The following is a 23,445-nucleotide window of genomic DNA, read 5'->3' as shown; positions in this document are numbered from 1 at the left end:
TTCTAAGCATAACGAATATACGTTCTCCGCGCACGTAGCAAAATCGTTACATCGCGCTTAACTCTTTGTGCAGCAGGACTTCGATCTCGAGCCTCGGGTTGCTTCGGTCGACGACAAAGTCCATTTCCTGAACCAACACCCAGCGATCCTCGGGATACAGGATGCCCTCCAGCGCGTCCAACAGAACTTTCTCTCGGTTGTGTGTATCCATTCGACGGCTCGACGGCCAGAAGTACCAGAGCCTCAGCACTACCTTGGTGCCTGGTTGGGGCATCGTCCACCCTGTCTCCTGTCGCCATCGGAGTGCCAAGTACGCCGCATCCCGCCGAAACTTCTGCGCCTCACCGTTCAGCACCCTCATTCGCTGGCCTGTCTTCGGATGGACATAGGTCCGATAGGCATGGTTGACGCTCGGCGGGAGCGGCAAGACCAAACGTTGCATGTTGGTACTCCTATCCATCAGAGTTACGAAGCCTGCGGGTCTTTGGATCGGAACAATTCATCCAACAAGTGTGCAAGATATGCTTGTTCGGCTCGATAGCGCTCGTACAGTTGATTGGCGTGATCGCTGGATGAGTTCACCAGCCACAAAGCCTTCGCGCGGGCAACACGTTCACCGGCTTGTTGTAACTGTGATGAGAGCAAAGTCAATCGTTCGTTCATGGTCCTCTTCCTCCTCGAATTCATCCTGACAATCTTGGCAGAGAAAACTCCACGGATAGTAGACAGGCTGCCCGCACAGTCTGCATCTTGGTCTCTCCATCATGCGCAGTGGACGTCTAGGCACGCTCGAAATTCTCCTTTCGTTTGGGCCGAAACGCGCTTTCTGGCCGTAAAATGTATTCCTGAATGCGAACCTGGCCGTCGACCTCCATGACCACCTCAAGCACCGTTGGCAGTCCACGACGCCACTTAAGAGGCCGGGCTTCGACGACCGTGGCTTGTCGTTGGTCATATGCGTTCTGCATCATGATCACCCTCATGCACAAGCCAGTTGGGCATCTTGCACAAACCATTGGTGCATTTGAGACGCTATCCATATCACGGATAGTCGTCCTCCCATACCTCTGCTTCGGGCGTCGCAGGCGGTTGCCTACGCTCCGGCGGGTCAACGGGGATCCACACCCGCTCCTTCCGCCACGGCACAAGCAGCCGGCGCAAGCGTCTGCGCCACAACTGACGTTGATTCACAGGTATCACCTTCCTGATCGAAATCAACGGGATACAAGCAGCCCGCCACTCGAAAGCTAATGCAAGGTTCCAGTTCTACGCCAGGCGGCGGAGGCTTCAGACGACGATACCGATCGCGCCACGCGTAGAACTCCACCATTTCTCCGCTCTGAAGGATCGGTTGACAATGCGGCGACTCGAACCCCAACTGTAGCCATGCGTGGTTGCGCACCAAATTCCCTGCACGGTCTCGCACATCTTGCACCAATGCCACCAACTTTCTGCCCGGTGTGTGGCGGCTCCAAACCACGAACCGCGCCGTGTACCGCTCCAAGACCCGCATGTCAACGCCCCCTTACGGGATCGAGATACTTCACCTGTACCTTTTGCCCTGTGGCCGGGATCGTCACCGTCTTGAGTGTCACCTTGACCCGGCGCCCTAAGCACTGAGGCAAGTTCGTCGAAAGCTTCGACACGTAATCGGTGTACCCGATCGCAAGCAGGTCGCTCTTCAACCACGCAAGAGCCTTTTCGTTGTCGACGATCGGGCGGTTGTGGAAAATGCGGCGCCCCTTCAACGAACCCTCATCCACCACAAGCACTAGGAACAGATGTTTCCCGTCATTCCCCTTGTTCTTCTTTACCTCCGCCTTCTCCAGACGACAAACGTACTTACCGTCCGGCAACGGCTCATATCCGCCCTTGGCAGGCTCAACCTTCATGTACTTCTCATCCAAGTCGGCTAGATTCATGCTTCATCCTCCCGTACACGAATATTCCAGTTTATGAGTATATGTGGTCCCGCCTCCCGCTCTACCGAGAGGGGAGTGGTAGACATCGCGTTCTCATACGTCGTCCTCTGCCCGTACCCACGCGGACAACGCCTGCGGAATCGACAACTCCAACCATTGTCCTGTTCGATCGACAGACTCGACCCGGCAAAACAACTGGCGAACGCCGCGGCCTGTCCCGTCGGGGACATGCACTGCAAGGAAGCCACCTGTATAGGGATCCCCGACGACCTCGACGCTACCAAAGAGATTCGTTTCCCAGCGACTCGACGGCATGTTAACTCACCACCAACGGCCCGCCGCCCCGCGGCCCATCGTCGCTCCGCAACACCAGATCTAGACAATCTCGCAGTTTCCGCGCCGTCCCTTGGTCGATCAAAAGCTCCAGCGGGCCGTGCGCATCGGACAAAAGTACCCGAATCTCTTCTCCATCGAGCACAACTTGCACTTCAGCTTCCTGGATGCTCAACCGCAACTCGCTCTCTCCCCCTCCAACTGTCGCGACAAACTTGCCAACGCCATGCGCTCCTCGTCCAACGCCAACCGCACCTGCTCCGCCACAAGCTCATGCCCAAGCTCATCGCCCTTCCGGACACTGAGCAGCGCTTGGCTCGCATCGACGCGACGTTTCACCGCGCCGTACAGCATCATCAACGCCTGATAGCGTTCCGTTGGAATTAAAACGACGTCATCCCCAGGCGTGGCCCGCAACTGTACAACCTCGACACACGTGCGAGCCAGCGACTGCACTTCTCGCAGGTCGTGATAGAGATCGAGCAGCGAATCCAACATCTCGCGGTATGCGTAGGCACGATCCCGAAGCGCCCGGTTGTGACTGGTCTCGCATTGCGCCCAGTGACTCTGCAATTCCCGCAGGAAATGGTCGTAGCACTCGCAGACAATGGTCAATCGATTGTAGACCTCAGTGACTGACACGCTCCGCGTCGTTTCCACGCTGCCATGCCTCCCTTGCTTCGCGTAGAATGCTCGAAACCTCTGCCCGCGCCGCCTGCAAACGAGCAAACGCAACCGGTTCGTGATCAGCGTCCGCCAGATCGTATAACGCCTCAGCATCGCGCATATGGCGGCACGCCAGCTCCAACACCTCTCGGTAGAGTTCGAAACCTCGCTCCGCAAGCACACCCACCACCCATACGGGGTTTGCAAGACAAAATCAGTCGCGGGTCAACACCGTAGAGATCAGATGCAGATGGTCATCATCGTCATGGAAGCACACAGGCCGCCCCCGTCCAGCAAACCGTATCCGCACCACCTGTCCTTCCATTGCTCGCAACATCTCCAGGACGAATCGCGCATTGAGCGCCACCCGAACTTCTTCGCCAGAACTTTCGAGAATCGGCACCTCTTCGCGCGCCTGGCCTCGGTCTCTCGCTCGCGACGACATGCATAGCGCACCATTCGACAACTCCAGCGTCACCGAATGGTGCTCGTTTTCCGCCAGAATTGTCGTACGTTCAACCGCCTGCTCAAGTCGATCGCGTTCTACCCTGCACTCCGCGATAAACTCCGTCGGAATCACCCGCGTCACATCTGGATACCCGCCCTGATAGAGCCTTGTGTACAACTGGACATGATCCCAGGCGAACATCACGTAGCTTGCACTTTGGTAAACTTGCACCGTCGTTTCTTCCTCGTCCTCCAGCAAGCGCAGGAGTTCCGAGAGCCCGCGCCGTGGGACCGTGAACCGAATCGGCAATTCACCGTCGACAGCCTGCTTCACTTGCACCAGGCGCAGCGCGTTCGTGGCCGTCCAAACAAGCCTTCCGTCGTCGCATGCGACGTGGACACCCTCAAGGATCGGTCTCGTCGGATCCCGCTTCGCCGCAGCGTATCCGACTGACTCGACGGCTGCCACCAGGGTTTTTGCCGAGAGTTCTACAGGCGCAATGCCACGCATATCGGGCAACTCAGGAAACTCCTCGGGGTCAAACCCATGCAACTCCGCATGTGTAGCGTCAACATCAATCGACGCACTCAGGTGATGCGGCGCGATCGTCGCAATGTCGACCGTGCCCTTGGGAAGCCGCCGAACCAGCTCCGCGAACAGCTTTGCCGGGAGCACCACGCCACCCGGATCCACCACCGATGCTTCCATGGTCATGCGCAGCGCCACATCGTAATCGTAGGCACTGAACGTGACCTGACCACGATCCGCCTCAACCAGTACGCCTTGCAACACTGCGGCAGACGAACGCACGGGTGCAACACGTGCCATCGCACTCAGCGTCGGTTCCAACACAGATTGCTCAATCAGACAGCGCATGTCGTCTCTTCCTCCTCACGCTCGCCTGTCAGCATATCGCGCAGCTTGGTTCGATCCCACGGCGCGACCGCCTCGGGGAGGACGAGATACACCGTGTTGACGACCGTCACCTTACGATGTTTAGGAACCGCCATGAGCAACCGCGTCTCTTTGCACGGTTGATGGGGATCGTAGGCCATCTGCGCCACCCGCTTCTCGTACACCGGGGGATACTCGCCTTCTTCCACAATTCCCAGACACATGCCGCGCTTGATACGCACCCGTCCTTGTTCCCAGACTGCAAATTCGACCATCCATTCATCCCTCCTCACTTGTGCGTGGTTTGTACGACAAGCGGCTCGATGTCGCCGTTGCGATACTCAAATATCGGCATGTTCAGGGCCTCCGCAATCGTCCGTTCTAACCTCGCGCCTTGCGAGCACTCCCAGCCCGGTAGGAACACCACAGCGTGACATCCAAGGAGACAGTGAAGCGCCGCCCGCATCCAGTCGCCCCAAGTCCAGTCTTCCTCACCGCGGATCTCGGCCGGTCGGGATAGCCAGACATCGGCCCAGCCAAGTACCAGCGCCCGTAAATCCGCAGGTCTTTCTCATTCCTCAATTCCAAGTCCCACACGCTCCTTCTCGCTCTTCCGCATGTCGATCAATAACCTCGAACCATCTAGCGAACCGAGCCCGCAACGCCTGACCCGCGCGTGGGTCGTAGTCTTCCAGTTCGACGATCAGCTCATCTGTTTCGCAGGCGAGGTTGATGAGCGCGTCCAAGTAGTCTTTCTGAACCAAGATTTCCATGGCTTCACCCTTTCCTTATCCATACTTCTCGCCGCCGAATCTCCGCCTGTGAGTAACCCGCGACAACCCAACTGACAATCTCCCGATCTCGCGACGCCAGACTCGCCACGAAGTCCCGAACCTCCACTGCGCTCCAGTCCGCCTCGCACCAATTTACGATTTCCTCTCCGCCGCCGCCTATCAACGTCACTCTTTGACGTATGTCATGAGGAGTTCAACTTCCGAGAGGGGATCATCGGCTCTTTTTATCCTCGCCTCTTCCGCCGCGTATTCTGGATTCTTGTACACCTCAATGAGCGGCGGTACGTCTACTTCGTCAGGCCACCACTGCACAACCACCCAAACCATGTCGTTCGCTTGCATCGTTCTTATCCGCCTTTCGCTTGTGATTGATGATTCCAGCGTCGTTCGACACGCGCCAAAACTCGGCTTACGTGCGTCAGGGAGATCCCCACGCGCTTCGCGATGTCCTTTTGCGTGTATCCCAACCACGCAAGCGCCAATACGCTTCGTTCCCGAGCCGACAAGCGGCCGGCGAACTCCCGCCACTCCACCTCGCTAAAATCCGCTTCGTAACGCAACCAAACACTCTCCGGATGCCCAGCTTTCGATTCGTCGTCTTCACGCGGCACATCGTCCAACGATGTGGTCTTCGGTCGGCGGCGAGCCTGACGCAGGAGTAAACGCATCTCGTTCTCGATGCACCGAACCGCAAGGACAGAGAACTTTGCTCGCGACGGGTCATATACCCTCGCCGCCTTGCATAGTCCCAACATTCCCGTCGCAACAAGGTCGTCGAACTCGATTCCCGCCGCTACAGCACGATGGCGAAAGCGGTTCGCCACGAAATACACCAGTCTCTGGTTTTCGACAACCAGCACCTCTTGCGCCGCATTCATGCAGTTCACCGCCCTCCTCTACCTATGGGCGAATCGTCATACAATCCCGATCGCCTCCGCCGCCGCTTTCGCCTCTTCGTGTCTTTGCACCACGTCCCTGAAGATCTCCCACCTGTGCGGAAGCACCATCGAATACCGCACCAGGAACGCCTGCCGCCCGAGCCGCTGCCCCAACACCGCATTGAGCAACGCATTCGCCTCGTCCATGGTCTCGGGCAACAGCGCGTGCGGGATGTTGTTCGCGCGGAAAATCTTCTTCAGTAACTCTTCCTGCCGCGGCGTCGGCTGCGTCAGGAGCTCCGCCGCCTCCCACCGCGTCTGCGGCACCGCAAGTCCTCTGCGCCGCAGCGCCGCCACCTGCTTCTCCGTCGGCGGCAGGGCCATCCACTCCTCCTCGGCCCCCACTGCGCTGCGGGCGAGTCCGATCTGCGCATAGGTCGCCGCCGTACCCCAGGCCATTTCCGCATCTGGCCCGAAGTACACCCGATGCATTTCGGGCTTCTCGCTTAGCTCGTCGGTGGAAAATCGTCCATAGGCCACGTGCCACCCGACCTGCGTCTGTTCGACCCGGACGTAATTTCCCTTGAAGTCCCTCGCCAGCCAGACGCGCTCGCGCACCCGCGCCCACCGGAACGCGCTTGCCGTGAGCCGCTTCGCGATCCTCGGTCCGCGTTTGACGCCTGGGCCTTCCCGTTTCTCGCCGCTTTCCTCCTTGTCCTCGCCCGCGAGCAACCGATCCACTGTCATCAGCCGATGCACGTCTGTGACCCCAACTACGTCGAGCACCAGACAATCCTGCTTGAAGATGTGCGGCGCAATCCGTAACCCGCGCCCAACACACTGTACATAGAGACTGTGACTCAAGGTAGGTCGAGCCATGATGATGCACGAGACTTCAGGACGATCGAATCCTTCTGTAAGCACTCCATAGTTGCATAGGACTCGAATATTTCCATCTGAGAACGCGTCAAGGGTCTGTCGGCGCTCTTCCTTGGGCAGGGCGCCGTGCACCACCGCGACGGGGACTCCCGCCTTCTCAAACTCCTCCGCCAGATGATAGGCATGCTCGACGCTCGCACAAAACGCGATCGTCAACCTATCGGAGGCCTGCGCCTGCCACGCCGCGACAATCTGCTTGTTGACGCTCGGCGTGTCCACCGCGCCCTCGACCTCGGCATCGGACCAGTCGGCGCCATCGTCCTTGCCCTCAAGACCCTCAACGATTTCGAGCTTCACGGACTTTGGCGGCACCAGCCAGCCCATGTCGATCAGATCGTGAATCCCGATCGCGTAAGCCACACCATCGTACACCTTACGGAGATCCGCCTTGTCGGTGCGGTACGGCGTCGCCGTGAGCCCCAGATGCACGTGACCTTCCGGCACCGAGCCGAGGAACCCGAGCGCGTGGTAGATTCGCATGTACGTCCTCGCCGTTGCATGGTGGCACTCATCCGTGATCACCGTCGGCGTCGTCTCATGCGCCGCCATCCAGCGCTCCAAGCGCTCCGGCTGCGAGATCGTCTGTACGCTTGCCACGGCGAAGTCCGCCTCGACGTCGTCGTCCGGCCCCTGGATCCGCCCGATCTTGACCTCGCGGCCCTTCTCCGCGAGCGCGTCGAACACCACCGAGAACTTGTCGAGTGTTTGGTCGAGCAATTCGTCTCTATGCGCCAAAAACAACACCGGCCCGCGCTCCAGCCGCTCCACCGCAAACTGTGACGATATCACCGTCTTTCCGGCCCCTGTCGCCGCCACGAGGACGGGACGGGGCTTGGGATACCGTCGGATGGCGTCGACGGCTTCGACCTGATAGTCGCGGAGCTTCAGGTTGTTTTGGTGCTTGGCTACGATGAATTGCAACGGGTGTCACCCCCTTTTTTGTCCACACTTTTTCTCGTAAGAAGTTGTTTCACTGAGAGTCATCTTTCGGTAGCGTCCCGGATTCCAGCATCTCAACATTGTCTAAATTGCGTTCCTTTGCATACGCATCCGTAACCGGCAAAGTGATGTACTCCAACGTCCTGCGATCCAAATCCACAATCTCCCGACTGACGAACAATGATCGTCCGGCTTCTCCCAACGTAACCCCAGTCCACATGTGGATTCGTTTACCATTCCTTCGGGGTCGAGAATATTCAATCTTGTGCGGTGCGTAATTTCGCAGGCGCTCCAGCAACTTTGCCGCTCCAGGATATTTGCGACCTGTCTCCTTCGCGTAAATCTCCATTGCTTTCTGAAGCAGATCGCGCGGTACACTGAACTCTTTACCGAACTCGATGATTCCTTCGTCTATGGCCGCTTTTACCACATCGTTCGCACGCCAATAGTAGTCCTTCTCACGAAGCATCTCTTTGGACTCTGTGATGTTGCGGCCTTCACGTCGCATCTGACGATAATGCAGCAACCCGAGATAGCACATGTACGACAGCGCTTCGGGAGTCCTCAGCCGTTCCACCCATCCCGGCCCTTGCCGCTTAAAGCGTTCCATCATGGGATACAGAAGGATCCGTCGGAAGTAACCATGCGTCGGGTCCTTTGTGGGCGGTAACTCGTTCGCACCATAAATTAGCTTCGTCTGCGGCTTGAACTCGAATGACGCCTTGAACTTGCGTTCAGCCCGAACCACGTCATTGCCAATCCAACCCTTGAGAAAACTCGTGTCCTCGATTCCCGTGCCCGCCATATCCGGCACGATGTCGATGGCGGCGCGAGTCAGACTCGCAGAGGCAAATCGGTTACGCTCAAGGCTCTGTACACTTTCCGTCACTGCGTAAATTCCAAAAGCCTTCGCAAGCATACCTAAGAGCGTCGACTTACCGTTTTGCCCTGGCCCATAGAGGATGGCGTAACATTCTTCGGACTGATCCCACCGACACAGACAATAGCCGAGAAATTCCAGGATCGAACGTCGGGTCTCGTCGTCAGGAAATGTCGTCCTGAAAAAGTCCAACACATCGACTTCCGCATCCTTCATGGCAAGCGTCCATGACTTAGGTGTTCGATACCAGTTTTCAAAGAACGGGATCGTCAGCTTCCAGTTAATCCGATGCCTTGGCGAGAAATCATAGACTCGCCAATCATGGTCAAACGGATCGCTCATGTCCAGCAGTCCGTTCACGAACGGGACCAACGGCTCGGTGTTCCAAACCTCATGCACCCGAATGGATTCGACGGAATGGTTTTTGTCGCGCTGGACGTTGTTGATGAGCATCCGCTTGATCTCTTCCGCGCGTGACCACGTAGCCCAGGTCGGCTTCAAGGTTTCCAGAGCTTCGAGGATGAAATCTCGGATGACCGCTTCGTCCGCCCCGTCGTCGGTAGGCGTGGTATAAATTGAACCGTCATAGTAGTAACAGGTCTGGAAGAAGTACTGAAGATTGAAATCCTCCTTGATGGCCGTTGCCATTGGGCGCAGCAGCAAATGCTCCTTTCCTTTTTCTTCGTCGGTATAGACGAAGCGTTTCTTCCTTGCTTTTGCCCATTGCCGAGCTGTTTCGTTCGTAAACGGCCTCTCACTCCAATCAATCTGCTCTTCCAGGGCGTCGCTCAGATCCTCCGTCCAAGCAATGGGCTCGTTCACGATCACCTCTCGGGGATCAATGTCTTCTGCGCCTGCGGCAATGCGAGTCCCTTCATTTGCATATAGCGCCTCTTCTGTCGTTTGCGTCGGAAGCCCGTCCATTTTCGGCCCTTCGGGTTGATCTGGAGCGCCGTAGAGCCCCGGGAGGCCCAATTGCGCCGCGTAAGCCCTGCGGACAAACGTTGCCGGACTGGATCCCCTCTGAAAATGCCTGCATGCTGCGCAAACGCTCATCGGATCGAGTTCCTGAAACGTCGAACACCGTACAGCCAGCGGTCGCGATGAACGGAACTTTCTCTCCGCTTCGCCCCAGTTGTATCTCTTGCCCGGCCCTGCGTCATACCCTTCCGACCATTTGTGAAAGAGGGAAGAGTCTGGATTCATAGCTTTCAAGAGCGACGCCATTTTGTGCCAAACGGGTTCGCTTACGATGTTGGGATCCTGCACATAAGCCTTGAACCTTGCGCAGATGGTCGGAAGTTGTTCTTCGACAAACTCCGCGGGGACAGGTTTCCAATCCCCCATGCACTCTACATTTTCACGCGGCGTCAAAAAGGGCTCCGTTCTGGACACGTCAATCCCTAGCGCATGGGCAATCTCATCGATGGCCGCCTCAAACGCCTCGGGGTTGTAGTGCGCCTCTTTGTGCCAGCTCTCAATCGAGACTTTCACAATCCGTCCAGATTTCGTGTGCATCGAGCCTGGGATCCGCATCACGCGCGCCGCGTCGGCTACGTTGGGGTCGCTCCCCAGCAGTTTCGCCAGTTTCGCGGCGATCCGCTTACCCGTCGTCCCGTCGACCGAGCACGTGAACTTGAAATAGACGTGCCGCCCGCGCCCACCGCCAGACTTCACAACTGCGCTTGGCACCACGCCACGCTCAGACAGGAACGCCAGCGCGCGTTCCGCTTGGTCCATTCGCTCGGCATCCTCGTCGTCATGATCGTCGATGTCCGCCCATGCCCCCAGACATGCCACCACGTCCTCTGCGCTGCCACCGCTCCAGCGGCCATCCTCGGTCCGTTGCACCGGCTTATCGCGGAGACAGACTCCGAAGTACCAGCCGCAACGCGCCATATCCGTGCTCTGATAGCCTCTGCCGAAGTAGTCGCGCAACGCCTCAAAGTCCGTCGTTGCGAACGAGCGCCGCGCCTTAACGGCTTTGAACGCCATCTCCCGATCGTCCTTCCGGTTCGGGATCGGCCTGATCTCCACGTAGCCTGCCGCCCCCTCGAACCACCATCGCAGGAAATCGACCGACTCGGCGGGATCCCCGCAGAACGCATGCTCGATCATGTGCCGCCGAATCCCCGAATCGGAGATCTCTTCACCAAGCTCCACACACCTCGCTTCGAGCTCCCGGTAGCTTTCTCCAGCCAACCACCGAGTTTCGATTTCCTCTCGAATGGGAGAATTGCACAGTTTGCAGTCCCGAGACATCTGCACCAGCTCCTTATGAAGGTCTATCGAACGGCTGCAACTCGCGAGACCGCAGATGAGGAATCTTGTGGAATCGAATCGCTTGATACCAATGAAAGGTTTTCAATATCCTTCCCTCTTCCTTTTTCTTTCCTAAGAGGAAAAAGGGAAGTAGATAAGTAAGGAGTGATCTGAGAGTGGTCCTAGTGTGGTCCTAGCATGGTCCTAGTGTGGTCCTAGTGGCGTAACTCCTGAGATTCCTTGTGGCACAAGGGATTTTTGAGTGTGGTCCTAGTGGTCCTAGCTAAAATTTCAGTTGAGAGAGATTTGTGCTTCGATTCAATTACACATATTACTAATCCTTGTATGGCTATATGTTGTAATCGGATGGTATCGAATCGAATCGAAGCAGTAATTTTTATAGATAGTGCGATTTTAGCTAGGACCGCTAGGACCACACCCCAAGATTCCTTGTCGCACAAGGCTTCTCAGGACTTTTGCTGATAGGACCACTCTCGGACCATTCTAGGACCACGCTGCCTTTCGTTAGGACCGTCTCTTACGAAGCTTGCTCGACATCGCAAGCTTTCCCCAGCGATTTGAGGGCCTTCGCAATTTGCTTTCCCATCGGGACCAGCCACTTCTCTCGAAACGACTGCCAATCTTCTTGGCTGTCGAACCCGAGCCTCGGGTCGATAATCGGGACAATGTGGTACATGCCGTTGTCCCATCTCAATGTGGCACCACCACATCGGGCGGCGTTCAGCGTCCAGCCGGTCGCGTCATCGTTTACGACCTGGGTCAGAAGGACTTCCCACAGTCTGTGGTCGCTGACGAGATCCGGCCGCGGATCCCATCTCCAATCGTGGGCCACCTGACGTTCTTCCCCCTCTCTTCACCGTGGCCCTCCATGACAGGCAACCGCCCGCGTCTGAAGCCCGAAGCATCGGCGTTCCGTCGTCCTTCGGAAGTTTTGGTTGCCTGCCAAGGGCGGCCACGGTGGAGCTCCGTGATGTGCACCTCTTCCGCCTGCCTCCTTCCGCCGCCCTGCGCAGCGCGCGAACTGCCGGGACAAAAGCGCTCAGGGCGCGTAATATCGCAGCTCGCACGCCGGGCGGGGCGGCGGAGCGACACGAACGTGTGTTGAGAGCAGGTCTCTCTACCTATAGGTGCGGTGTAAGACAAACACACGTTCGTAAAATCCCCGAAACCTGCGCCACGACTGAGTTTGTTATTTTCATCCAAACAAAACCTCATCTATGAAAGTTTTGTTGAATGAAAACATCTTTCATGCGTAATGTGCATATTCAGTTTTCAAGGTTCGGTCTAGCGCGGCACATCGCGACTCCTACTTCTATGAAGTAGCTCATTGCCTCACTCGCGATACGCTCGCGCCGAGCCGCCGTAGCGGACTCTGCTGCTCGGTCTTGCTGCCTGTGCGGGCGTCGTCAGACACCCGAGAGGGTTCGCACCTCCGGTCTGGGTCGAATGGCTTCGGCCCAGGGCGCAGGAGCGAAAGCCCCTACGTAAGCTATCAGGTCGGAATCTGCAGACCCCGGCACCCCACGATGCGGCCCTCGCTGTCCCTTACTTGCGCGGCTGGGCTGTAGACGTCGGACCGACCGGCTCGGACAGCCGCTTGCGCCACTAATGTCGAAGCGACGTATACCGTGTCCGGTTGCGGGGCCGGCAGCCCCTCCATGTCGCCCATAACCGTCTTGTACACGGGCAGGCCAGCGACCTCGCCAACCAAATCAGTCTCTGACGAAATCCGAGCGATTTGTCCGGAGGGCGGAATCCGCGCGAGGATTTCTCCGTCGGGGCCGACGAAGGTCAGTTCGTGTGGCGTCAGATTTACAATGCTAGGCACGCTTATTCTCCTCTCATTACCGCTGTATTCTTGGAAACGATCTGTATTTTTTCGGAATGTCAAGCCATTTAACGATGATCACGCACCAATCGCTATGCTTCAAAAAGAGCCAATCGTGTCCATTTGTTTGTCTCACTTCGCACTCCGTATCTTCATCCAGCAGCAAAATCCCCTCGTCGTAATCAACGAGAATGGCTCCATTTATTTTGGAAATCCGATGAATGGTCGTGTCCCATACATTCACTGGTGGTTTTGTAGCTTGGTTCAAAAAGTATGAGATTCGAACTGTCACATTCATAAATGGCGTCATCGCCTGTTGAAGCTGAGAGTACACATCGGTTAGCGTCGCCGTCCGACCGTTCACTCCTTCGCCTCCTCCACACTCTCAAATTCCCAATCGACTTCCCAAACGTCGTGTGGATCGACTTCGCCGCTATCGACGAGCGCGACAGCCTCGTCCTCGTTGGCCGCTACGACCTCGTACTCTTCGTAGCGTTTGGAGACGAATGTGACCTTGTACTTGGGCATTCCCATCACCTCTCGTACTCTCTACTTGAGCTCTTCAACCTCGGTAATCCCATCCGCGATCTCCACTACTGCCAACTGTATAAGAGGGCCATCCCCGCGTTGCGCCCCTCCACCCGGCGGTCGAAGCGCGGACTCGAACCGCGAACTCCAACGGGGTGATCAATCCCGTCTTTGCCGTGCCGCCTGCACCCTCGACCGCCCGGCGCAAGGGCGAAGCCACATGCGCTCTCTAGGGTTGACAAAGGGAGGTTCACCCGCCCGTCGCGGACGGGCTATGGTGCCGGCTGTTTTCGCGCACTACCACGGTGCGCAGCGCACAACCGGCGAAACGCCCACGCCTTGCCTTGCCTAGCCGAACCGCGCCGAGGCGTACCGTGCCCCGCCATGCCCGACCTTGCCAGGCCATGCCGTGCCGGGATTTTAAGGGCGACCTGTTCGCCGCCTCACCGAACCCTCGAAGTTTGGTTCGAAGGTTCGATGCGGAGGTGAACCCTCCGCTGTTCATGCTGTGTGCCCGGCTGTTTCGCCTTGTGCTGTCTCTTCCGCTGTCGCGCCGTTGGAGTTTTCCACGTTGACTTGTAGATAATCTTCGATCCCCATCGTGATCGTTTTGTGTCGCGCTTCAAGCTCCTTTCCGATCGACACGACACGAAACTTTTCCGCTGGACTCAACTCTCGAATGATTTTTGGCGGCTGCAGTTGGCTCCAAACAAACGCGCCGTTTCTCTTGGTCTCTAGCGAAAGCTCAATTTCGTAACTGCTGACTAGTTGCCCGCGGAAGCGAAGCGCTGAAACAAACTGGTCCCATGCCCGATGACTCGAAGGCGGTAGTCCAAGAATCGCTGGGACTTGCGAATTCTCTTCCAGAAGATAGATTCGACGAACCGTTTTGCACGCTTTTCCTCTTCCTCCGTTTGGATCACTACCAAACTGATCAAAAGGACAACCCTGGCACTTTCGGTATGAAATGAGCCCATCATCCGCAACGTAGCGTCCGAGCTTGCCATCGTGACTCGTGCAGAGCGGCGGTGCACTTTCACCTTCGTTCTGAGGCGCAAACAGCACTCGACTCGTGTGAAAAAATGGAACTCGCACTCTTAGTTTCTGGATAATTTCCCCTGTCGCCTCGTTTTGAAAGGCGGCTGCCTGCGCGACGATCCGATATCTTACGGGAAGAATTTCTGCGTTCTCTTCCAATTGCGCGGCGTCTTGCATGGTCTCAGCGTATTGTTCGAGTGAGATTCCTTGGGCTTCGAGTTCCTGCGCCTGTTCTACCGTCAGTCCAAGCTTTTCAAGCAGATTCGGATCGTACTGTGCCAGTGTGGTCATTGTTCATCAGTCCTCCTTGAATTTGTTGATTCGTTGTCACGCTGTTTCGTTGAGACTCAGTTCGTCATGCTGTTGCGTTGACAGATAGAACATTGACTCTCTTGCACCTTCCACATTTAAGCAAATCGGAAGGAATGGGCAGCCACCGTATTGGTGGCAGTTCGCAGTGTTATGACGAGTGATACCGGTTTTTGCTTGCCAAAGACGTTCCTGTGTTTCCAACCACAACTCGTTCTCAAACTGTCGGATTTGCTCTTCGGTTCTCACCACCTCGTCTTCCGATAGGTACTTGTCGGGATTCGCCTCGTACTCTGTCAGCAGACGATCTCGGAAGTCCTCCCAAGTCTCGACTTGCTCACCGTTGCGGTGTTTTGGCTCCATGCGCGACTTCTGCAAAGCACGAACAACCGAGCCTGCAATCGGTCTACCGAAAACTCGTGATGCAGCGTACACATACAATGTTAATTGTTGGGACATGCCGTAACTCTGTTTGAACTGTTCGATAGAGGCCGTGGTCTTGTTCTCAAGAATCCACAGGTTCCCGTCTTCGTCTTCACAAAGAGCGTCGATCTTTCCGGACAATCTGAACTTCCTCGACTTGCGGCCGGTAGCGGGATTCAAGATTGGAATTTCAAACTGTTTCTCAACCGCGACCAACCGCCGCGGCTTGAAGTGCCGGATGGCGAACCGGATCATGACTTCTGTGCGGATCCGCTCAAGTTGAAGCTTGTACGCCTCTTCGTCGTTTTCAGGCCGGATCCAGTCCAACGTCGCCAGTCCCGCCGCCACCGCGCCGTCTTCGTCCGCCTCTCCGCGCTGCCAAACCTCCAGCCCTGTGTGCCACGCGGTTCCAATCGACAACGCCCAGGAGACCTCGCGCGGGCGAAGACGTTCGACGTACCACAATCGCTCCTTGGTTGGGCACGTCTGCCGCATCGCGATGCGACTGTGTGTCAAAAGCTCCACCATTTTTCCTCTCCTCCCCTTGTAAACCCAAAAACTCCGTGCTACAATCTGTGGTGCGATGCGCGATTGAAACTCTGCCTGTTCCCATCAGGCAGTTGCTTTTTGTGTGCCCTCCTTTGCCGCTTCCTCAATGTTCTCCATCGACTCCCAGCATTCCGAACAGAACCAAGATGGCCCGTCCTGAATGGCGGTGTCCTCATCGAGCACGTCTCCGCAGCACTCGCATTCCAGAACCTCGTCCTCATCATCGAAGCTCCACAGTGCCGCGTCCTCTTCAGGCGTCATCAGCTTCCAGCGATCGTAACCGAGAGCCGCCAGTTCGCTCATGCAACCTCGACCTCCTGACACAACGCCTCAAGGTCTGCGATGGTGTACCGCGCGCGATCCGGATCGTTCCGGTCGGCGTCGCAAAGGCGGGCGATGATTGTCTCATACTGCATGCCACTCGTCCTCCCTCAGTCGCTTCCCGATCCAACGCATTGTCCGAAGCGTTTCCTCAACCAATGGATCGTGGTGCCGTGCGTTGTACCGCTCCATGCATCCGATCATTTCCTCGTAGTCCGCGATGACCGATTCCAACAAGTCAGGCCGTGTGCTCATGATCTCGGTTCGACCCCTTCATCGAATCTCGGACTTCTGGAACCCTCGACAACACCATCGCGATGTATGCATTCTTGGTAACCCCGAGCTTTCTGGCTTGACACGCCAACGCTTCATCAAGTTCTCGACTGATCCGGACAGTGACTTGAACTCGCTCGGGTGAATTCACTTTGATTTCACCTCCGACACCCTCAGTATAAGGTGAATTCACTTTGGTGTCAATATGACTCGTTTCTTTTTCGCCAGTTTAGTGTAACATCAGAATGACTTCACTTTGATGTTTCGAGGGGTATAAATGGCCACCGACAAACGCCAGTTCACCTTGCGCTTAAACGAAGAAAACTTCGAAAAGATTCGGGTCATAGCTGAGAGATCTAAGCGCTCAATTGCGATGCAAATCGAATATGTGATTGAACAGTTCATACGCGACTACGAACAAGAGAATGGCGAGATACCAATTACCAATCTTGATAACAAGGAGTGATCCCCTTGCCCGACACCCGCGACCGCGCTGACGAAATCATCGAGCGCTATCTCAGAGTACCCGTCCGCATGACGCTCATGTGCGGCGGCAAGTCGTCGTTCGTGCTTGACACCGTGATCCACCGCGTCACCCGCCGCAATGAAGGCGGCCTGATCGCGCTGGACGGCGGTGCGTTCTTCGTCGAAAGCGCCATGCTCGTCGAAGTTTCGCCGACGATGCTCGTCCTGCGGGACACCGAGCGCCGTTGGTCACTCTCCGTTCTTCGCTGGAGCGACCTGCCCGAAGAGTTCCGACCGTATCCGCGCGGGATGTGGACCGATCCGCGACCGGAGGATGACGATCCGTTTGCGGATTGAGTTGTCAAGGTTCAAAGCCTACGCCGAATGCTCAGCATCGTCGACCATTTCGCGAACCGGGATTCCGAAATGGTCTTCAATCTTCACCGCGGTTTCGATGGATGGCCGTTTTTCATCAGCCTCCAAGTAGCGATAACCGCGTTCAGTCATGTTGAGCATTTCGGCGGCTTGTTTCACCGTAAGTTGCATTGCCAAGCGTCGTTCTTTAAGTCGCTGCCCTAACGTTTTGGTCATCATCACCACCCTCGTCCTGATTGGAACTTTAGTTCTTACCCTGCATGATATTTGGAACTATAGTTCTTGTCAAGTAGCAAGGAGAATTTTCATGCCCTCATTTCCACAACGCTTGTCAGAACTTTTGTCTGCGACCAATTCAACAAAACGTGCCCTAGCGCACGCGATTGGGATATCAGAACGCATGATTCAGTACTACATCACTGGCGCTAAGAGCCCCACTCTTGATGTTCTTGTGGCGATGGCCGACTACTTTAATGTGGGGCTCGATTACTTAGCCGGGCGTTCTGACAATCCCACACCCCCACCTCGCACCTCCTCATCCGAGCAGGATCCGTAGGACACTACGCGCTCATGGCGTCCATCTCCGTGCCCAGGATCGCCGCCTCGCAGATCCTCATCACCGCCTCCGGCTGCCCCGTCGCCCGCGCGTAGCCCCTCAGAACACACAGCGTCGGCTGTCGGCTACCGAGCTCGACGCGGGCGATTTGTGCCTGCGTTGTGTCCGCGCACCAGGCAACGTACTCCTGGGTCACGCCGGCGCGCAGCCTCAAGACCCGCAGGGCTTGTCCGAGCCACATCGTCTCCGTTTTCCACTCACCTCCTTTAGGAATATTCCTAAATATTGTAGTTTTAACTTTTCGCTTGTATCCTGAGAACCGTGAGCTCTACTTCCCCACCCCAGCGCCTCGCCCCGCCATTCCCAAGGCGGGCGGGTGGGGGTTTTACCATGATTGTCTTTCTAACCATTCGAGAAAGTCTTCGCGTCTAATCCTGTACCGTCTCGGGCTTATCTTGGTTACCTTGAAATCCTTTCTAGCCATGATCCTCCGAGCTTGCGATTCCGAGACTCCCAGCAAGGAAGCTAACTGTTTGGCATCAAAAAGGAGAGGGATTTCATCTTGATTAAAAACGTGTTGAAACACAGCCATCGAAACCTTGCGACGCCTCCCCACGTTCAGACTGAAAGAACTCTTCGAACTGTTTTCCTGTTGCAGCAAGTAATTTTGCTATAAAATCGTTACCAGGTCTTCGCTTGCCGCTAAGAACGCGATACACCGTTGTGTAAGATACACCCATACGATTTGCTAAATCGCGAGGAGTCCAATTCTGTTCAAACAAGTACGATTGAAGCCGAGAGACCTTAACTCTGACACCCACATTCCCAACTCCCTCCATTTCCACCTGGCAACACTTTACCACCGCTAAAAACCACAAGTCAATAGAATGAGACATCAATGTTGCCATTAGGCAACACGTCATGTACAATTCAGATGTACGAGGAGGTGAGTCGATGGACACTCTCAATTTCGGCGAATATCTGCGTTCTCTGCGCCTCGCGAGGAAACTGTCAATTAACCAACTCGCGGAAAAGACAGGGATTAGCGCAGCTCATATTTCCCGGCTTGAAAGAAATGTTCGTGAAGTACCGAGACCAGACACATTGAGAAAACTGGCGCTTGGGCTAGGAGTTCCATTCGATGAATTGTTACGCGCGGCGGGCTATTCCGAAGAGCAGTATGAATACAACACAAAGGTGCTGTCGCGTCGACTACAGCGTCTTCGCGAATCCAAAGGACTGTCGCTGTCGGATGTTGCTCATATAGCCGGTATATCCGAGGCCTATTTGGCTCGTTTAGAGTCCGCCGAAGGTCGGTTGCCTGGAGTTACAACACTGCACCGTTTAGCCCAGGTCTTCGACGTCACTCCAGCCTATTTGGTAGGCGATACACCGGATCCGAAGGACAATGGCCCTCTTGATGCGTGGTATCAGCCGAAAGACTTGATTCAGTGGCTAGAAGAATCTGAAGTCATGTTTGAAGGACAGCCGCTCACCGACGAAGACAAACTCAAAATAAAGCAAATCCTCGCAGTTGTATTCATGGATGCTAAGCGCAAAAATCAGAGGCCGTAGAACTTTCCGAGGGATGAATGGCTATGGGGAAACTCGCGACGATCAAACGAGCAGTCTTGGAACTAACCTCCACATTTAACACGTCTGATCCTTATACTCTTTGTGAGTTACTTGAAATCGAATGGCGTAAGGTTTCACTTCCTGGTCACGTCCGAGGCCTTTATATCCCAGTTCGTATGCACAATAAACGTTACGTCCTCATTCACAAGGATATTGTTCCATCCTGGCAGCGCTTCGTCTGTGCACACGAGTTAGGACACCACGTGTTGCATGGCGATTTAATGAAGGGGACTCACATAGATACATTCACTATATCGTCCACGAAAGATCATACCGAGTTTGAAGCCAATGCGTTTGCCACCTTTTTACTCATGGTGGATCAACATCTTCAATTCCCTTTTCCTTTGGACGCAGTTGCGAGTGCATCGCAGAAAAAGGACAGCCGTGAACTCGCGCAAATCTTGCGCGACCGAACCGCGGAATATTGCTGAAGTGTCTTGAGGTGTTAAGCAGGTGACAACGGGCCGAGTATTCTCATACACAACCAAGTCGAACGAAAAAAAGTACGGATATACGATTACCATTACGCCCGCGGACCCACAAACAGGAAGGTACCCTCAAGTGACTCGAAAGGGCTTTAAGAGCGAACGAGCTGCAAAGTCCGCCATGATGGAGCATCTGCGTTCGCTCGAAGACACTCCAGTCGTACATGCCAAATCGTTCACTTTACATGAATGGGCAAGTCGCTGGTTTGCCGATAAATCGTCATCCTTGCGGCCGTGGACGCGTCGAACTTATCATCATGTCTTGCAAGCCTACATTCTCCCCGAACTTGGTAAGATGCCGATCTCAAAAATTGAGGCCCGACATATCCAAGCACTATATCGCAAGCTAAGCAATCGATTGAAACCAGTGACCGTACATCGAATACACCGGGTGCTCAAGACGTGCTTACTTGCTGCGGTGAAAGCAGGATACTTGGATAAGTCTCCGTTCTTGAACGTAGAACCACCAGAACATAAAACGCCTCCGAAGCCAGTTTTGTCTGTGAACGACGCCTTTCGGCTCTTAGCGTGGCTACGAGAACATCGACCAACGAGCTATATGGCGGCGTTCTTGGCCATTCATACCGGCATGCGCATGGGGGAGATCGCTGGGCTGCAATGGAGAGACATCGATTTGGACACGGGCGTGATACAACTTGAACGAACTCGCTACAGGCCCAAGGGTGGGCAAGACTTTTTGGGGCCGCCCAAGACATTTGGAAGTCGTCGCCGTATTGTCGTCACGCGAGAAGTAGTGGACGAACTCAGGAGATGGAAACAATCGCAACAAGAAATCGAGCGCGAATCTTGGACTCCTGAATCCTTTGTCGTTCGCCTCCCAAACTCCGCGCCCCCGTCACCCGCTTCCTTTAACAACGCGATCCAAAACGCAAGAAAAGAGCTTGGGTTGCCGCCCGTTTCCTTTCATGGATTGCGACATACCCATGCGACGTGGTTGCTAGAAAGCGGGGTCGATCTCAAAATTGTGAGCGAACGTTTGGGGCATAGTTCAATTACGATAACGGCAGACATATACGCGCATGTGACGGATGCGCTACAACGCGAAGCGATTGAAAAACTGCAACGAATGATGCGTTCAAGACGCACAAACAACAGTGGCTCTGATGATGAAGAGGACTTGTAACTTTCTTGTTACGGTCCGTGATCAAAAACCGCCGAAATCCCGCTTCTTGCAAGGGATCTCGGCGGTTTTTGATCACCATCATGGTGGGCCCAGGTGGACTCGAACCACCGACCTCACGATTATCAGTCGTGCGCTCTAGCCGACTGAGCTATGAGCCCATAAAAATGGTGGGCGGTGGCAGGATCGAACTGCCGACCCCTCGCGTGTGAGGCGAGTGCTCTCCCGCTGAGCTAACCGCCCATCTCGACCGCAGGTATCCACATGTGATGATAGCCCCGCTTGACGGGGAGTTCAGTGGCTCCCCGAGTAGGATTCGAACCTACGACCCTCCGGTTAACAGCCGGATGCTCTACCGCTGAGCTATCGAGGAATGTGGTGGAGCTAAGCGGATTCGAACCGCTGGCCTCCAGAGTGCGATTCTGGCGCTCTCCCAACTGAGCTATAGCCCCACATGGTCTCCCCGTCAAGCGTTGGTCCCGGAGGCCGGACTCGAACCGGCACGGTTTCCCGCACGATTTTGAGTCGTGTGCGTCTGCCAATTCCGCCACTCCGGGAATCACATGGCGTGCCCGGAGAGATTCGAACTCCCGACCTTTTGATTCGTAGTCAAACGCTCTATCCAACTGAGCTACGGGCACGCGTCTCTGTCGCTCGTCTCCGCTCATCGCTTCACTGACGAAGTCGACGTTGAGTAATGTATCACGGTTCTCGAGAAAACGCAAGCCCCTGTGGGCCATTTTTTTTGGAGACCCACAGGGTCCATGCATGTTCGCACTCGACAGCCGGTCAGAGTCCGCTCAGACCTCCGTCAGCATGGGTTCGTCGCTCAGCCAGTGGAAGTGGAACACGCCGTCGCGATCGACGCGGCGAAACGTATGGGCGCCGAAATAGTCCCGCTGCGCCTGCAGCAGGTTGGCGGGCAGCCGCTCTGCGCGATAGCTGTCGTAATACGCGAGCGCGCTCGAAAACGCCGGAACTGGCACGCCATAGGTGACGGCGGTCGCCACGACGCGGCGCCACGAATCCTGGTACGACGCGATCGACGCCCGGAAGTAAGGGTCGAGAAGCAGATTCGGAAGATCGGGATTCCGGTCGTAGGCCTCCTTGATGTTGTGCAAGAAACGCGCACGGATGATGCAGCCGCCGCGGAAGATCATCGCGATGGCGCCGAGATCGAGATTCCAACCGTACTCCTGCGACGCCTGGCGCAGTTGGGCGAAGCCTTGCGCGTACGAACAGATCTTGCTCGCGTATAGCGCGCGGCGGACATCCTCGATGAACGCGTCGCGATCGAGCGATTCTCGAGGCCGCTCGGGGCCGGGAAGCACCCTGCTCGCGGCCACGCGTTCCTCCTTCATGGCCGACAAAAAGCGGGCGAAGACGCTCTCCGTGATCATCGTGAGGGGCACGCCGAGATCGAGCGCGCTTTGGCTCGTCCACTTGCCGGTTCCCTTTTGACCGGCGGTGTCGAGGATGACGTCGACCATGGGCCGCCCCGTCTCCGGATCGCGCTTGGACAAGATGTCCGCCGTGATTTCGATCAGGTAGCTGTCGAGTTCACCCTTGTTCCACTCCGAAAATACGCGGTGGAGATCGTCGGCGGACAGGCCGAGGACTTCGCTCAACAGGTGGTACGCCTCGCAGATGAGTTGCATGTCGCCGTACTCAATGCCGTTGTGAACCATCTTCACATAGTGGCCTGCGCCGTCTGGGCCGATGTAGGTGCAGCAGGGCTCGTCCCCCACCTTCGCGGCGATGGCCGTCAAAATGGGCTCGACGAGCGCGTACGCGTCCCGGCTGCCGCCTGGCATGATGGCCGGTCCCTTCAGCGCCCCTTCTTCGCCGCCCGAAATGCCCGTGCCGATGAACAGAATGCCCTTCTGTTCGAGCTCTTTGTGCCGGCGCCGCGTGTCCTCGAAGTACGAGTTTCCTCCGTCGACGATCACGTCTCCGGGCTCGAGCAGCGGCACGAGCTGCGAAATCGCCTCGTCGACAGGGCGTCCGGCCTGCACCATCAAGATGACGCGCCGCGGGCGCTCCAGCGAAGCCACAAAATCCTCGAGCGAGTACGCCGGTATGATGTTTTTGTCTTTCGCCTCTTCCGCAAGTTCCTGTGTCCTCGAGGCCGTGCGGTTGTACACGGCGACCGTGAAGCCTCGGCTCTCGATATTCAGGGCCAGGTTTTTCCCCATGACCGCAAGACCCATCACGCCTACCTGTGCTTCTGCCACCCTCTCCACTCCTTGTCTATCCGAGTTCCGCTTGCTCGGCGGATCGCCACCATCATAGAACAGGCAGAACTCTTCGACAAGTAGATAATGTTGCGAGATTTGGACCAGGGGGTCTGTCCAGGTCGCCATAGACAAAAGGAGCAGCCTCTCGGCCGCCCCTTTTGCAAAGGCTGTTGACACGCCACCGAACCACGCCTATGCGTTCGTTCTCGCGGCACATCAACCTCCTGTGCTCACATTTTGCCCTGCCCGCCCGAGAGGTATACACTGAACACACCATCCGGTTCGATGCGCCCCATAGGGCGAAGG

At 56.1% G+C, this 23,445-nt stretch carries 34 protein-coding genes and 6 tRNA genes; 7 read left to right on the top strand and 33 right to left on the bottom strand.

What is annotated here, in order from left to right; genetic code table 11:
- Window positions 1-46: 46 nt before the first annotated feature.
- The 10 genes from AACI_RS05470 to AACI_RS05420 form a co-directional block, all read right to left on the bottom strand.
- Window positions 47-442 carry a RusA family crossover junction endodeoxyribonuclease gene (locus AACI_RS05470; RefSeq protein ID WP_012810474.1) on the bottom strand — a complete coding sequence of 132 codons (396 nt, stop codon included), beginning with the start codon at window positions 440-442 and terminating at the stop codon, window positions 47-49.
- Window positions 443-465: 23 nt separating this feature from the next.
- Window positions 466-663, bottom strand: a complete 198-nt coding sequence (locus AACI_RS05465; protein WP_012810473.1) for a hypothetical protein — start codon at window positions 661-663, stop codon at window positions 466-468.
- A 116-nt stretch (window positions 664-779) separates the two neighbouring features.
- A complete protein-coding gene (locus AACI_RS05460; RefSeq protein WP_245530721.1) occupies window positions 780-983 on the bottom strand; it encodes a hypothetical protein in 204 nt (67 codons plus the stop codon).
- Between the two features lie 58 nt (window positions 984-1,041).
- Window positions 1,042-1,191 carry a hypothetical protein gene (locus AACI_RS16545; RefSeq protein ID WP_169304845.1) on the bottom strand — a complete coding sequence of 50 codons (150 nt, stop codon included), beginning with the start codon at window positions 1,189-1,191 and terminating at the stop codon, window positions 1,042-1,044.
- Window positions 1,192-1,514: 323 nt separating this feature from the next.
- Entirely contained in the window at window positions 1,515-1,922 is a 408-nt protein-coding gene (locus AACI_RS05450; protein WP_012810470.1) for a DUF669 domain-containing protein, read from the bottom strand.
- Between the two features lie 316 nt (window positions 1,923-2,238).
- Window positions 2,239-2,436, bottom strand: a complete 198-nt coding sequence (locus AACI_RS05440) for a hypothetical protein (protein ID WP_012810468.1) — start codon at window positions 2,434-2,436, stop codon at window positions 2,239-2,241.
- A complete protein-coding gene (locus tag AACI_RS05435) occupies window positions 2,427-2,915 on the bottom strand; it encodes a hypothetical protein (RefSeq protein ID WP_041707966.1) in 489 nt (162 codons plus the stop codon). The genes AACI_RS05440 and AACI_RS05435 overlap by 10 nt, the downstream gene beginning before the upstream one ends.
- Window positions 2,916-3,135: 220 nt before the next feature.
- Window positions 3,136-4,245, bottom strand: a complete 1,110-nt coding sequence (dnaN, locus tag AACI_RS05430) for a DNA polymerase III subunit beta (RefSeq protein WP_012810465.1) — start codon at window positions 4,243-4,245, stop codon at window positions 3,136-3,138.
- Entirely contained in the window at window positions 4,233-4,538 is a 306-nt protein-coding gene (locus tag AACI_RS05425) for a hypothetical protein (protein ID WP_012810464.1), read from the bottom strand. Before AACI_RS05425 ends, dnaN begins: the two co-directional genes overlap by 13 nt.
- A 14-nt stretch (window positions 4,539-4,552) precedes the next feature.
- Complete coding sequence (locus AACI_RS05420) at window positions 4,553-4,729, bottom strand: DUF4406 domain-containing protein (protein WP_245530720.1); 177 nt, start codon at window positions 4,727-4,729, stop codon at window positions 4,553-4,555.
- 151 nt (window positions 4,730-4,880) lie between these two features.
- Between AACI_RS05420 and AACI_RS16750 the strand changes: the two genes are divergently transcribed.
- Window positions 4,881-5,111 carry a hypothetical protein gene (locus tag AACI_RS16750; protein ID WP_218917112.1) on the top strand — a complete coding sequence of 77 codons (231 nt, stop codon included), beginning with the start codon at window positions 4,881-4,883 and terminating at the stop codon, window positions 5,109-5,111.
- 111 nt (window positions 5,112-5,222) lie between these two features.
- On the opposite strand, the gene AACI_RS16540 is transcribed toward AACI_RS16750, so the two are convergent.
- The 12 genes from AACI_RS16540 to AACI_RS17255 all read right to left on the bottom strand — a co-directional run bounded on the left by AACI_RS16540 (window position 5,223) and on the right by AACI_RS17255 (window position 16,396).
- On the bottom strand, window positions 5,223-5,399 hold the full coding sequence (locus AACI_RS16540) for a hypothetical protein (protein WP_012810461.1): 177 nt from the start codon (window positions 5,397-5,399) through the stop codon (window positions 5,223-5,225).
- A 5-nt stretch (window positions 5,400-5,404) separates the two neighbouring features.
- Window positions 5,405-5,935 carry a sigma-70 family RNA polymerase sigma factor gene (locus AACI_RS05410; protein ID WP_012810460.1) on the bottom strand — a complete coding sequence of 177 codons (531 nt, stop codon included), beginning with the start codon at window positions 5,933-5,935 and terminating at the stop codon, window positions 5,405-5,407.
- A gap of 36 nt (window positions 5,936-5,971) precedes the next feature.
- On the bottom strand, window positions 5,972-7,795 hold the full coding sequence (locus AACI_RS05405; protein WP_012810459.1) for a DEAD/DEAH box helicase: 1,824 nt from the start codon (window positions 7,793-7,795) through the stop codon (window positions 5,972-5,974).
- 49 nt (window positions 7,796-7,844) lie between these two features.
- Window positions 7,845-10,955 (bottom strand): DUF5906 domain-containing protein, encoded by a 3,111-nt coding sequence (locus AACI_RS05400; RefSeq protein ID WP_012810458.1) that lies wholly within the window; start codon window positions 10,953-10,955, stop codon window positions 7,845-7,847.
- 538 nt (window positions 10,956-11,493) lie between these two features.
- Window positions 11,494-11,808 carry a hypothetical protein gene (locus tag AACI_RS05395; protein ID WP_012810457.1) on the bottom strand — a complete coding sequence of 105 codons (315 nt, stop codon included), beginning with the start codon at window positions 11,806-11,808 and terminating at the stop codon, window positions 11,494-11,496.
- Window positions 11,809-12,468: 660 nt separating this feature from the next.
- Window positions 12,469-12,804, bottom strand: coding sequence for a hypothetical protein (locus AACI_RS05390; RefSeq protein ID WP_012810456.1), 336 nt, complete (start codon window positions 12,802-12,804; stop codon window positions 12,469-12,471).
- Window positions 12,805-12,820: 16 nt separating this feature from the next.
- Entirely contained in the window at window positions 12,821-13,168 is a 348-nt protein-coding gene (locus AACI_RS05385; RefSeq protein WP_012810455.1) for a hypothetical protein, read from the bottom strand.
- Window positions 13,165-13,332: a hypothetical protein gene (locus tag AACI_RS16535; protein WP_012810454.1), complete on the bottom strand. Its 168-nt coding sequence runs from the start codon at window positions 13,330-13,332 to the stop codon at window positions 13,165-13,167. The genes AACI_RS05385 and AACI_RS16535 overlap by 4 nt, the downstream gene beginning before the upstream one ends.
- A gap of 501 nt (window positions 13,333-13,833) precedes the next feature.
- On the bottom strand, window positions 13,834-14,661 hold the full coding sequence (locus AACI_RS05380) for a hypothetical protein (protein ID WP_012810453.1): 828 nt from the start codon (window positions 14,659-14,661) through the stop codon (window positions 13,834-13,836).
- A gap of 36 nt (window positions 14,662-14,697) precedes the next feature.
- Window positions 14,698-15,630: a RecB family exonuclease gene (locus AACI_RS05375; RefSeq protein WP_012810452.1), complete on the bottom strand. Its 933-nt coding sequence runs from the start codon at window positions 15,628-15,630 to the stop codon at window positions 14,698-14,700.
- A gap of 84 nt (window positions 15,631-15,714) precedes the next feature.
- Complete coding sequence (locus AACI_RS05370; protein WP_012810451.1) at window positions 15,715-15,954, bottom strand: hypothetical protein; 240 nt, start codon at window positions 15,952-15,954, stop codon at window positions 15,715-15,717.
- 256 nt (window positions 15,955-16,210) lie between these two features.
- Window positions 16,211-16,396 carry a toxin-antitoxin system HicB family antitoxin gene (locus AACI_RS17255; RefSeq protein WP_169304844.1) on the bottom strand — a complete coding sequence of 62 codons (186 nt, stop codon included), beginning with the start codon at window positions 16,394-16,396 and terminating at the stop codon, window positions 16,211-16,213.
- A 126-nt stretch (window positions 16,397-16,522) separates the two neighbouring features.
- On the opposite strand from AACI_RS17255, the gene AACI_RS05365 reads away from it, so the two are divergent.
- A complete protein-coding gene (locus AACI_RS05365) occupies window positions 16,523-16,711 on the top strand; it encodes a hypothetical protein (protein ID WP_012810449.1) in 189 nt (62 codons plus the stop codon).
- On the top strand, window positions 16,708-17,067 hold the full coding sequence (locus AACI_RS05360; RefSeq protein ID WP_245530718.1) for a hypothetical protein: 360 nt from the start codon (window positions 16,708-16,710) through the stop codon (window positions 17,065-17,067). Before AACI_RS05365 ends, AACI_RS05360 begins: the two co-directional genes overlap by 4 nt.
- Window positions 17,068-17,085: 18 nt before the next feature.
- Here AACI_RS05360 and AACI_RS05355 read toward each other — a convergent pair whose 3' ends face one another.
- The gene (locus AACI_RS05355; RefSeq protein ID WP_012810447.1) at window positions 17,086-17,304 is read right to left on the bottom strand and encodes a helix-turn-helix transcriptional regulator; all 219 of its coding nucleotides are present in this window, start codon (window positions 17,302-17,304) and stop codon (window positions 17,086-17,088) included.
- Between AACI_RS05355 and AACI_RS17150 the strand changes: the two genes are divergently transcribed.
- On the top strand, window positions 17,216-17,641 hold the full coding sequence (locus AACI_RS17150) for a helix-turn-helix domain-containing protein (RefSeq protein WP_342626157.1): 426 nt from the start codon (window positions 17,216-17,218) through the stop codon (window positions 17,639-17,641). The genes AACI_RS05355 and AACI_RS17150 overlap by 89 nt on opposite strands.
- A gap of 4 nt (window positions 17,642-17,645) precedes the next feature.
- Here AACI_RS17150 and AACI_RS05350 read toward each other — a convergent pair whose 3' ends face one another.
- From AACI_RS05350 to AACI_RS17245, 3 genes are all read right to left on the bottom strand, one after another.
- The gene (locus AACI_RS05350) at window positions 17,646-17,882 is read right to left on the bottom strand and encodes a helix-turn-helix domain-containing protein (protein WP_012810445.1); all 237 of its coding nucleotides are present in this window, start codon (window positions 17,880-17,882) and stop codon (window positions 17,646-17,648) included.
- A 144-nt stretch (window positions 17,883-18,026) separates the two neighbouring features.
- Window positions 18,027-18,233, bottom strand: coding sequence for a helix-turn-helix domain-containing protein (locus tag AACI_RS17250; RefSeq protein ID WP_081442616.1), 207 nt, complete (start codon window positions 18,231-18,233; stop codon window positions 18,027-18,029).
- Complete coding sequence (locus AACI_RS17245) at window positions 18,208-18,603, bottom strand: helix-turn-helix domain-containing protein (protein ID WP_394295644.1); 396 nt, start codon at window positions 18,601-18,603, stop codon at window positions 18,208-18,210. Before AACI_RS17245 ends, AACI_RS17250 begins: the two co-directional genes overlap by 26 nt.
- Between AACI_RS17245 and AACI_RS15590 the strand changes: the two genes are divergently transcribed.
- From AACI_RS15590 to AACI_RS15835, 3 genes are all read left to right on the top strand, one after another.
- On the top strand, window positions 18,596-19,216 hold the full coding sequence (locus tag AACI_RS15590) for a helix-turn-helix domain-containing protein (RefSeq protein WP_012810443.1): 621 nt from the start codon (window positions 18,596-18,598) through the stop codon (window positions 19,214-19,216). The two genes, AACI_RS17245 and AACI_RS15590, sit on opposite strands and share 8 nt — an antisense overlap.
- A gap of 23 nt (window positions 19,217-19,239) precedes the next feature.
- Window positions 19,240-19,707, top strand: coding sequence for an ImmA/IrrE family metallo-endopeptidase (locus AACI_RS05340; protein ID WP_041707351.1), 468 nt, complete (start codon window positions 19,240-19,242; stop codon window positions 19,705-19,707).
- A gap of 178 nt (window positions 19,708-19,885) precedes the next feature.
- Window positions 19,886-20,905, top strand: coding sequence for a tyrosine-type recombinase/integrase (locus tag AACI_RS15835; protein ID WP_218917111.1), 1,020 nt, complete (start codon window positions 19,886-19,888; stop codon window positions 20,903-20,905).
- 81 nt (window positions 20,906-20,986) lie between these two features.
- On the opposite strand, the gene AACI_RS05335 is transcribed toward AACI_RS15835, so the two are convergent.
- From AACI_RS05335 to gndA, 7 genes are all read right to left on the bottom strand, one after another.
- Window positions 20,987-21,063: transfer RNA gene (locus AACI_RS05335), tRNA-Ile, on the bottom strand.
- 7 nt (window positions 21,064-21,070) lie between these two features.
- A tRNA-Val gene (locus AACI_RS05330) sits at window positions 21,071-21,145 on the bottom strand.
- A 55-nt stretch (window positions 21,146-21,200) separates the two neighbouring features.
- A tRNA-Asn gene (locus tag AACI_RS05325) sits at window positions 21,201-21,275 on the bottom strand.
- Between the two features lie 3 nt (window positions 21,276-21,278).
- A tRNA-Ala gene (locus tag AACI_RS05320) sits at window positions 21,279-21,354 on the bottom strand.
- A gap of 22 nt (window positions 21,355-21,376) precedes the next feature.
- Window positions 21,377-21,459: transfer RNA gene (locus AACI_RS05315), tRNA-Leu, on the bottom strand.
- Window positions 21,460-21,466: 7 nt separating this feature from the next.
- Window positions 21,467-21,543: transfer RNA gene (locus AACI_RS05310), tRNA-Arg, on the bottom strand.
- Window positions 21,544-21,702: 159 nt separating this feature from the next.
- Window positions 21,703-23,136, bottom strand: coding sequence for an NADP-dependent phosphogluconate dehydrogenase (gndA, locus tag AACI_RS05305; RefSeq protein ID WP_012810440.1), 1,434 nt, complete (start codon window positions 23,134-23,136; stop codon window positions 21,703-21,705).
- Between the last annotated feature and the right edge of the window lie 309 nt (window positions 23,137-23,445).

Source organism: Alicyclobacillus acidocaldarius subsp. acidocaldarius DSM 446 (assembly GCF_000024285.1).
Classification (GTDB): domain Bacteria; phylum Bacillota; class Bacilli; order Alicyclobacillales; family Alicyclobacillaceae; genus Alicyclobacillus; species Alicyclobacillus acidocaldarius.
This window is presented reverse-complemented; position numbering and strand designations above follow the sequence as displayed.

What these genes read in the sequence shown, in the direction of transcription:
- AACI_RS05470 (WP_012810474.1), bottom strand. Translation starts at nt 442, where the DNA reads ATGCAACGTTTGGTCTTGCCGCTCCCGCCGAGCGTCAACCATGCCTAT.
- AACI_RS05465 (WP_012810473.1), bottom strand. Translation starts at nt 663, where the DNA reads ATGAACGAACGATTGACTTTGCTCTCATCACAGTTACAACAAGCCGGT.
- AACI_RS05460 (WP_245530721.1), bottom strand. Translation starts at nt 983, where the DNA reads ATGAGGGTGATCATGATGCAGAACGCATATGACCAACGACAAGCCACG.
- AACI_RS05450 (WP_012810470.1), bottom strand. Translation starts at nt 1,922, where the DNA reads ATGAATCTAGCCGACTTGGATGAGAAGTACATGAAGGTTGAGCCTGCC.
- dnaN (WP_012810465.1), bottom strand. Translation starts at nt 4,245, where the DNA reads ATGCGCTGTCTGATTGAGCAATCTGTGTTGGAACCGACGCTGAGTGCG.
- AACI_RS05425 (WP_012810464.1), bottom strand. Translation starts at nt 4,538, where the DNA reads ATGGTCGAATTTGCAGTCTGGGAACAAGGACGGGTGCGTATCAAGCGC.
- AACI_RS05420 (WP_245530720.1), bottom strand. Translation starts at nt 4,729, where the DNA reads ATGCGGGCGGCGCTTCACTGTCTCCTTGGATGTCACGCTGTGGTGTTC.
- AACI_RS16750 (WP_218917112.1), top strand. Translation starts at nt 4,881, where the DNA reads ATGTCGATCAATAACCTCGAACCATCTAGCGAACCGAGCCCGCAACGC.
- AACI_RS16540 (WP_012810461.1), bottom strand. Translation starts at nt 5,399, where the DNA reads ATGCAAGCGAACGACATGGTTTGGGTGGTTGTGCAGTGGTGGCCTGAC.
- AACI_RS05410 (WP_012810460.1), bottom strand. Translation starts at nt 5,935, where the DNA reads ATGAATGCGGCGCAAGAGGTGCTGGTTGTCGAAAACCAGAGACTGGTG.
- AACI_RS05400 (WP_012810458.1), bottom strand. Translation starts at nt 10,955, where the DNA reads ATGTCTCGGGACTGCAAACTGTGCAATTCTCCCATTCGAGAGGAAATC.
- AACI_RS16535 (WP_012810454.1), bottom strand. Translation starts at nt 13,332, where the DNA reads ATGCCCAAGTACAAGGTCACATTCGTCTCCAAACGCTACGAAGAGTAC.
- AACI_RS05380 (WP_012810453.1), bottom strand. Translation starts at nt 14,661, where the DNA reads ATGACCACACTGGCACAGTACGATCCGAATCTGCTTGAAAAGCTTGGA.
- AACI_RS05375 (WP_012810452.1), bottom strand. Translation starts at nt 15,630, where the DNA reads ATGGTGGAGCTTTTGACACACAGTCGCATCGCGATGCGGCAGACGTGC.
- AACI_RS05370 (WP_012810451.1), bottom strand. Translation starts at nt 15,954, where the DNA reads ATGAGCGAACTGGCGGCTCTCGGTTACGATCGCTGGAAGCTGATGACG.
- AACI_RS05365 (WP_012810449.1), top strand. Translation starts at nt 16,523, where the DNA reads ATGGCCACCGACAAACGCCAGTTCACCTTGCGCTTAAACGAAGAAAAC.
- AACI_RS17150 (WP_342626157.1), top strand. Translation starts at nt 17,216, where the DNA reads ATGTTGAGCATTTCGGCGGCTTGTTTCACCGTAAGTTGCATTGCCAAG.
- AACI_RS05355 (WP_012810447.1), bottom strand. Translation starts at nt 17,304, where the DNA reads ATGATGACCAAAACGTTAGGGCAGCGACTTAAAGAACGACGCTTGGCA.
- AACI_RS05350 (WP_012810445.1), bottom strand. Translation starts at nt 17,882, where the DNA reads ATGTGGCTCGGACAAGCCCTGCGGGTCTTGAGGCTGCGCGCCGGCGTG.
- AACI_RS17250 (WP_081442616.1), bottom strand. Translation starts at nt 18,233, where the DNA reads ATGGCTGTGTTTCAACACGTTTTTAATCAAGATGAAATCCCTCTCCTT.
- AACI_RS15590 (WP_012810443.1), top strand. Translation starts at nt 18,596, where the DNA reads ATGGACACTCTCAATTTCGGCGAATATCTGCGTTCTCTGCGCCTCGCG.
- AACI_RS05340 (WP_041707351.1), top strand. Translation starts at nt 19,240, where the DNA reads ATGGGGAAACTCGCGACGATCAAACGAGCAGTCTTGGAACTAACCTCC.
- AACI_RS15835 (WP_218917111.1), top strand. Translation starts at nt 19,886, where the DNA reads ATGGAGCATCTGCGTTCGCTCGAAGACACTCCAGTCGTACATGCCAAA.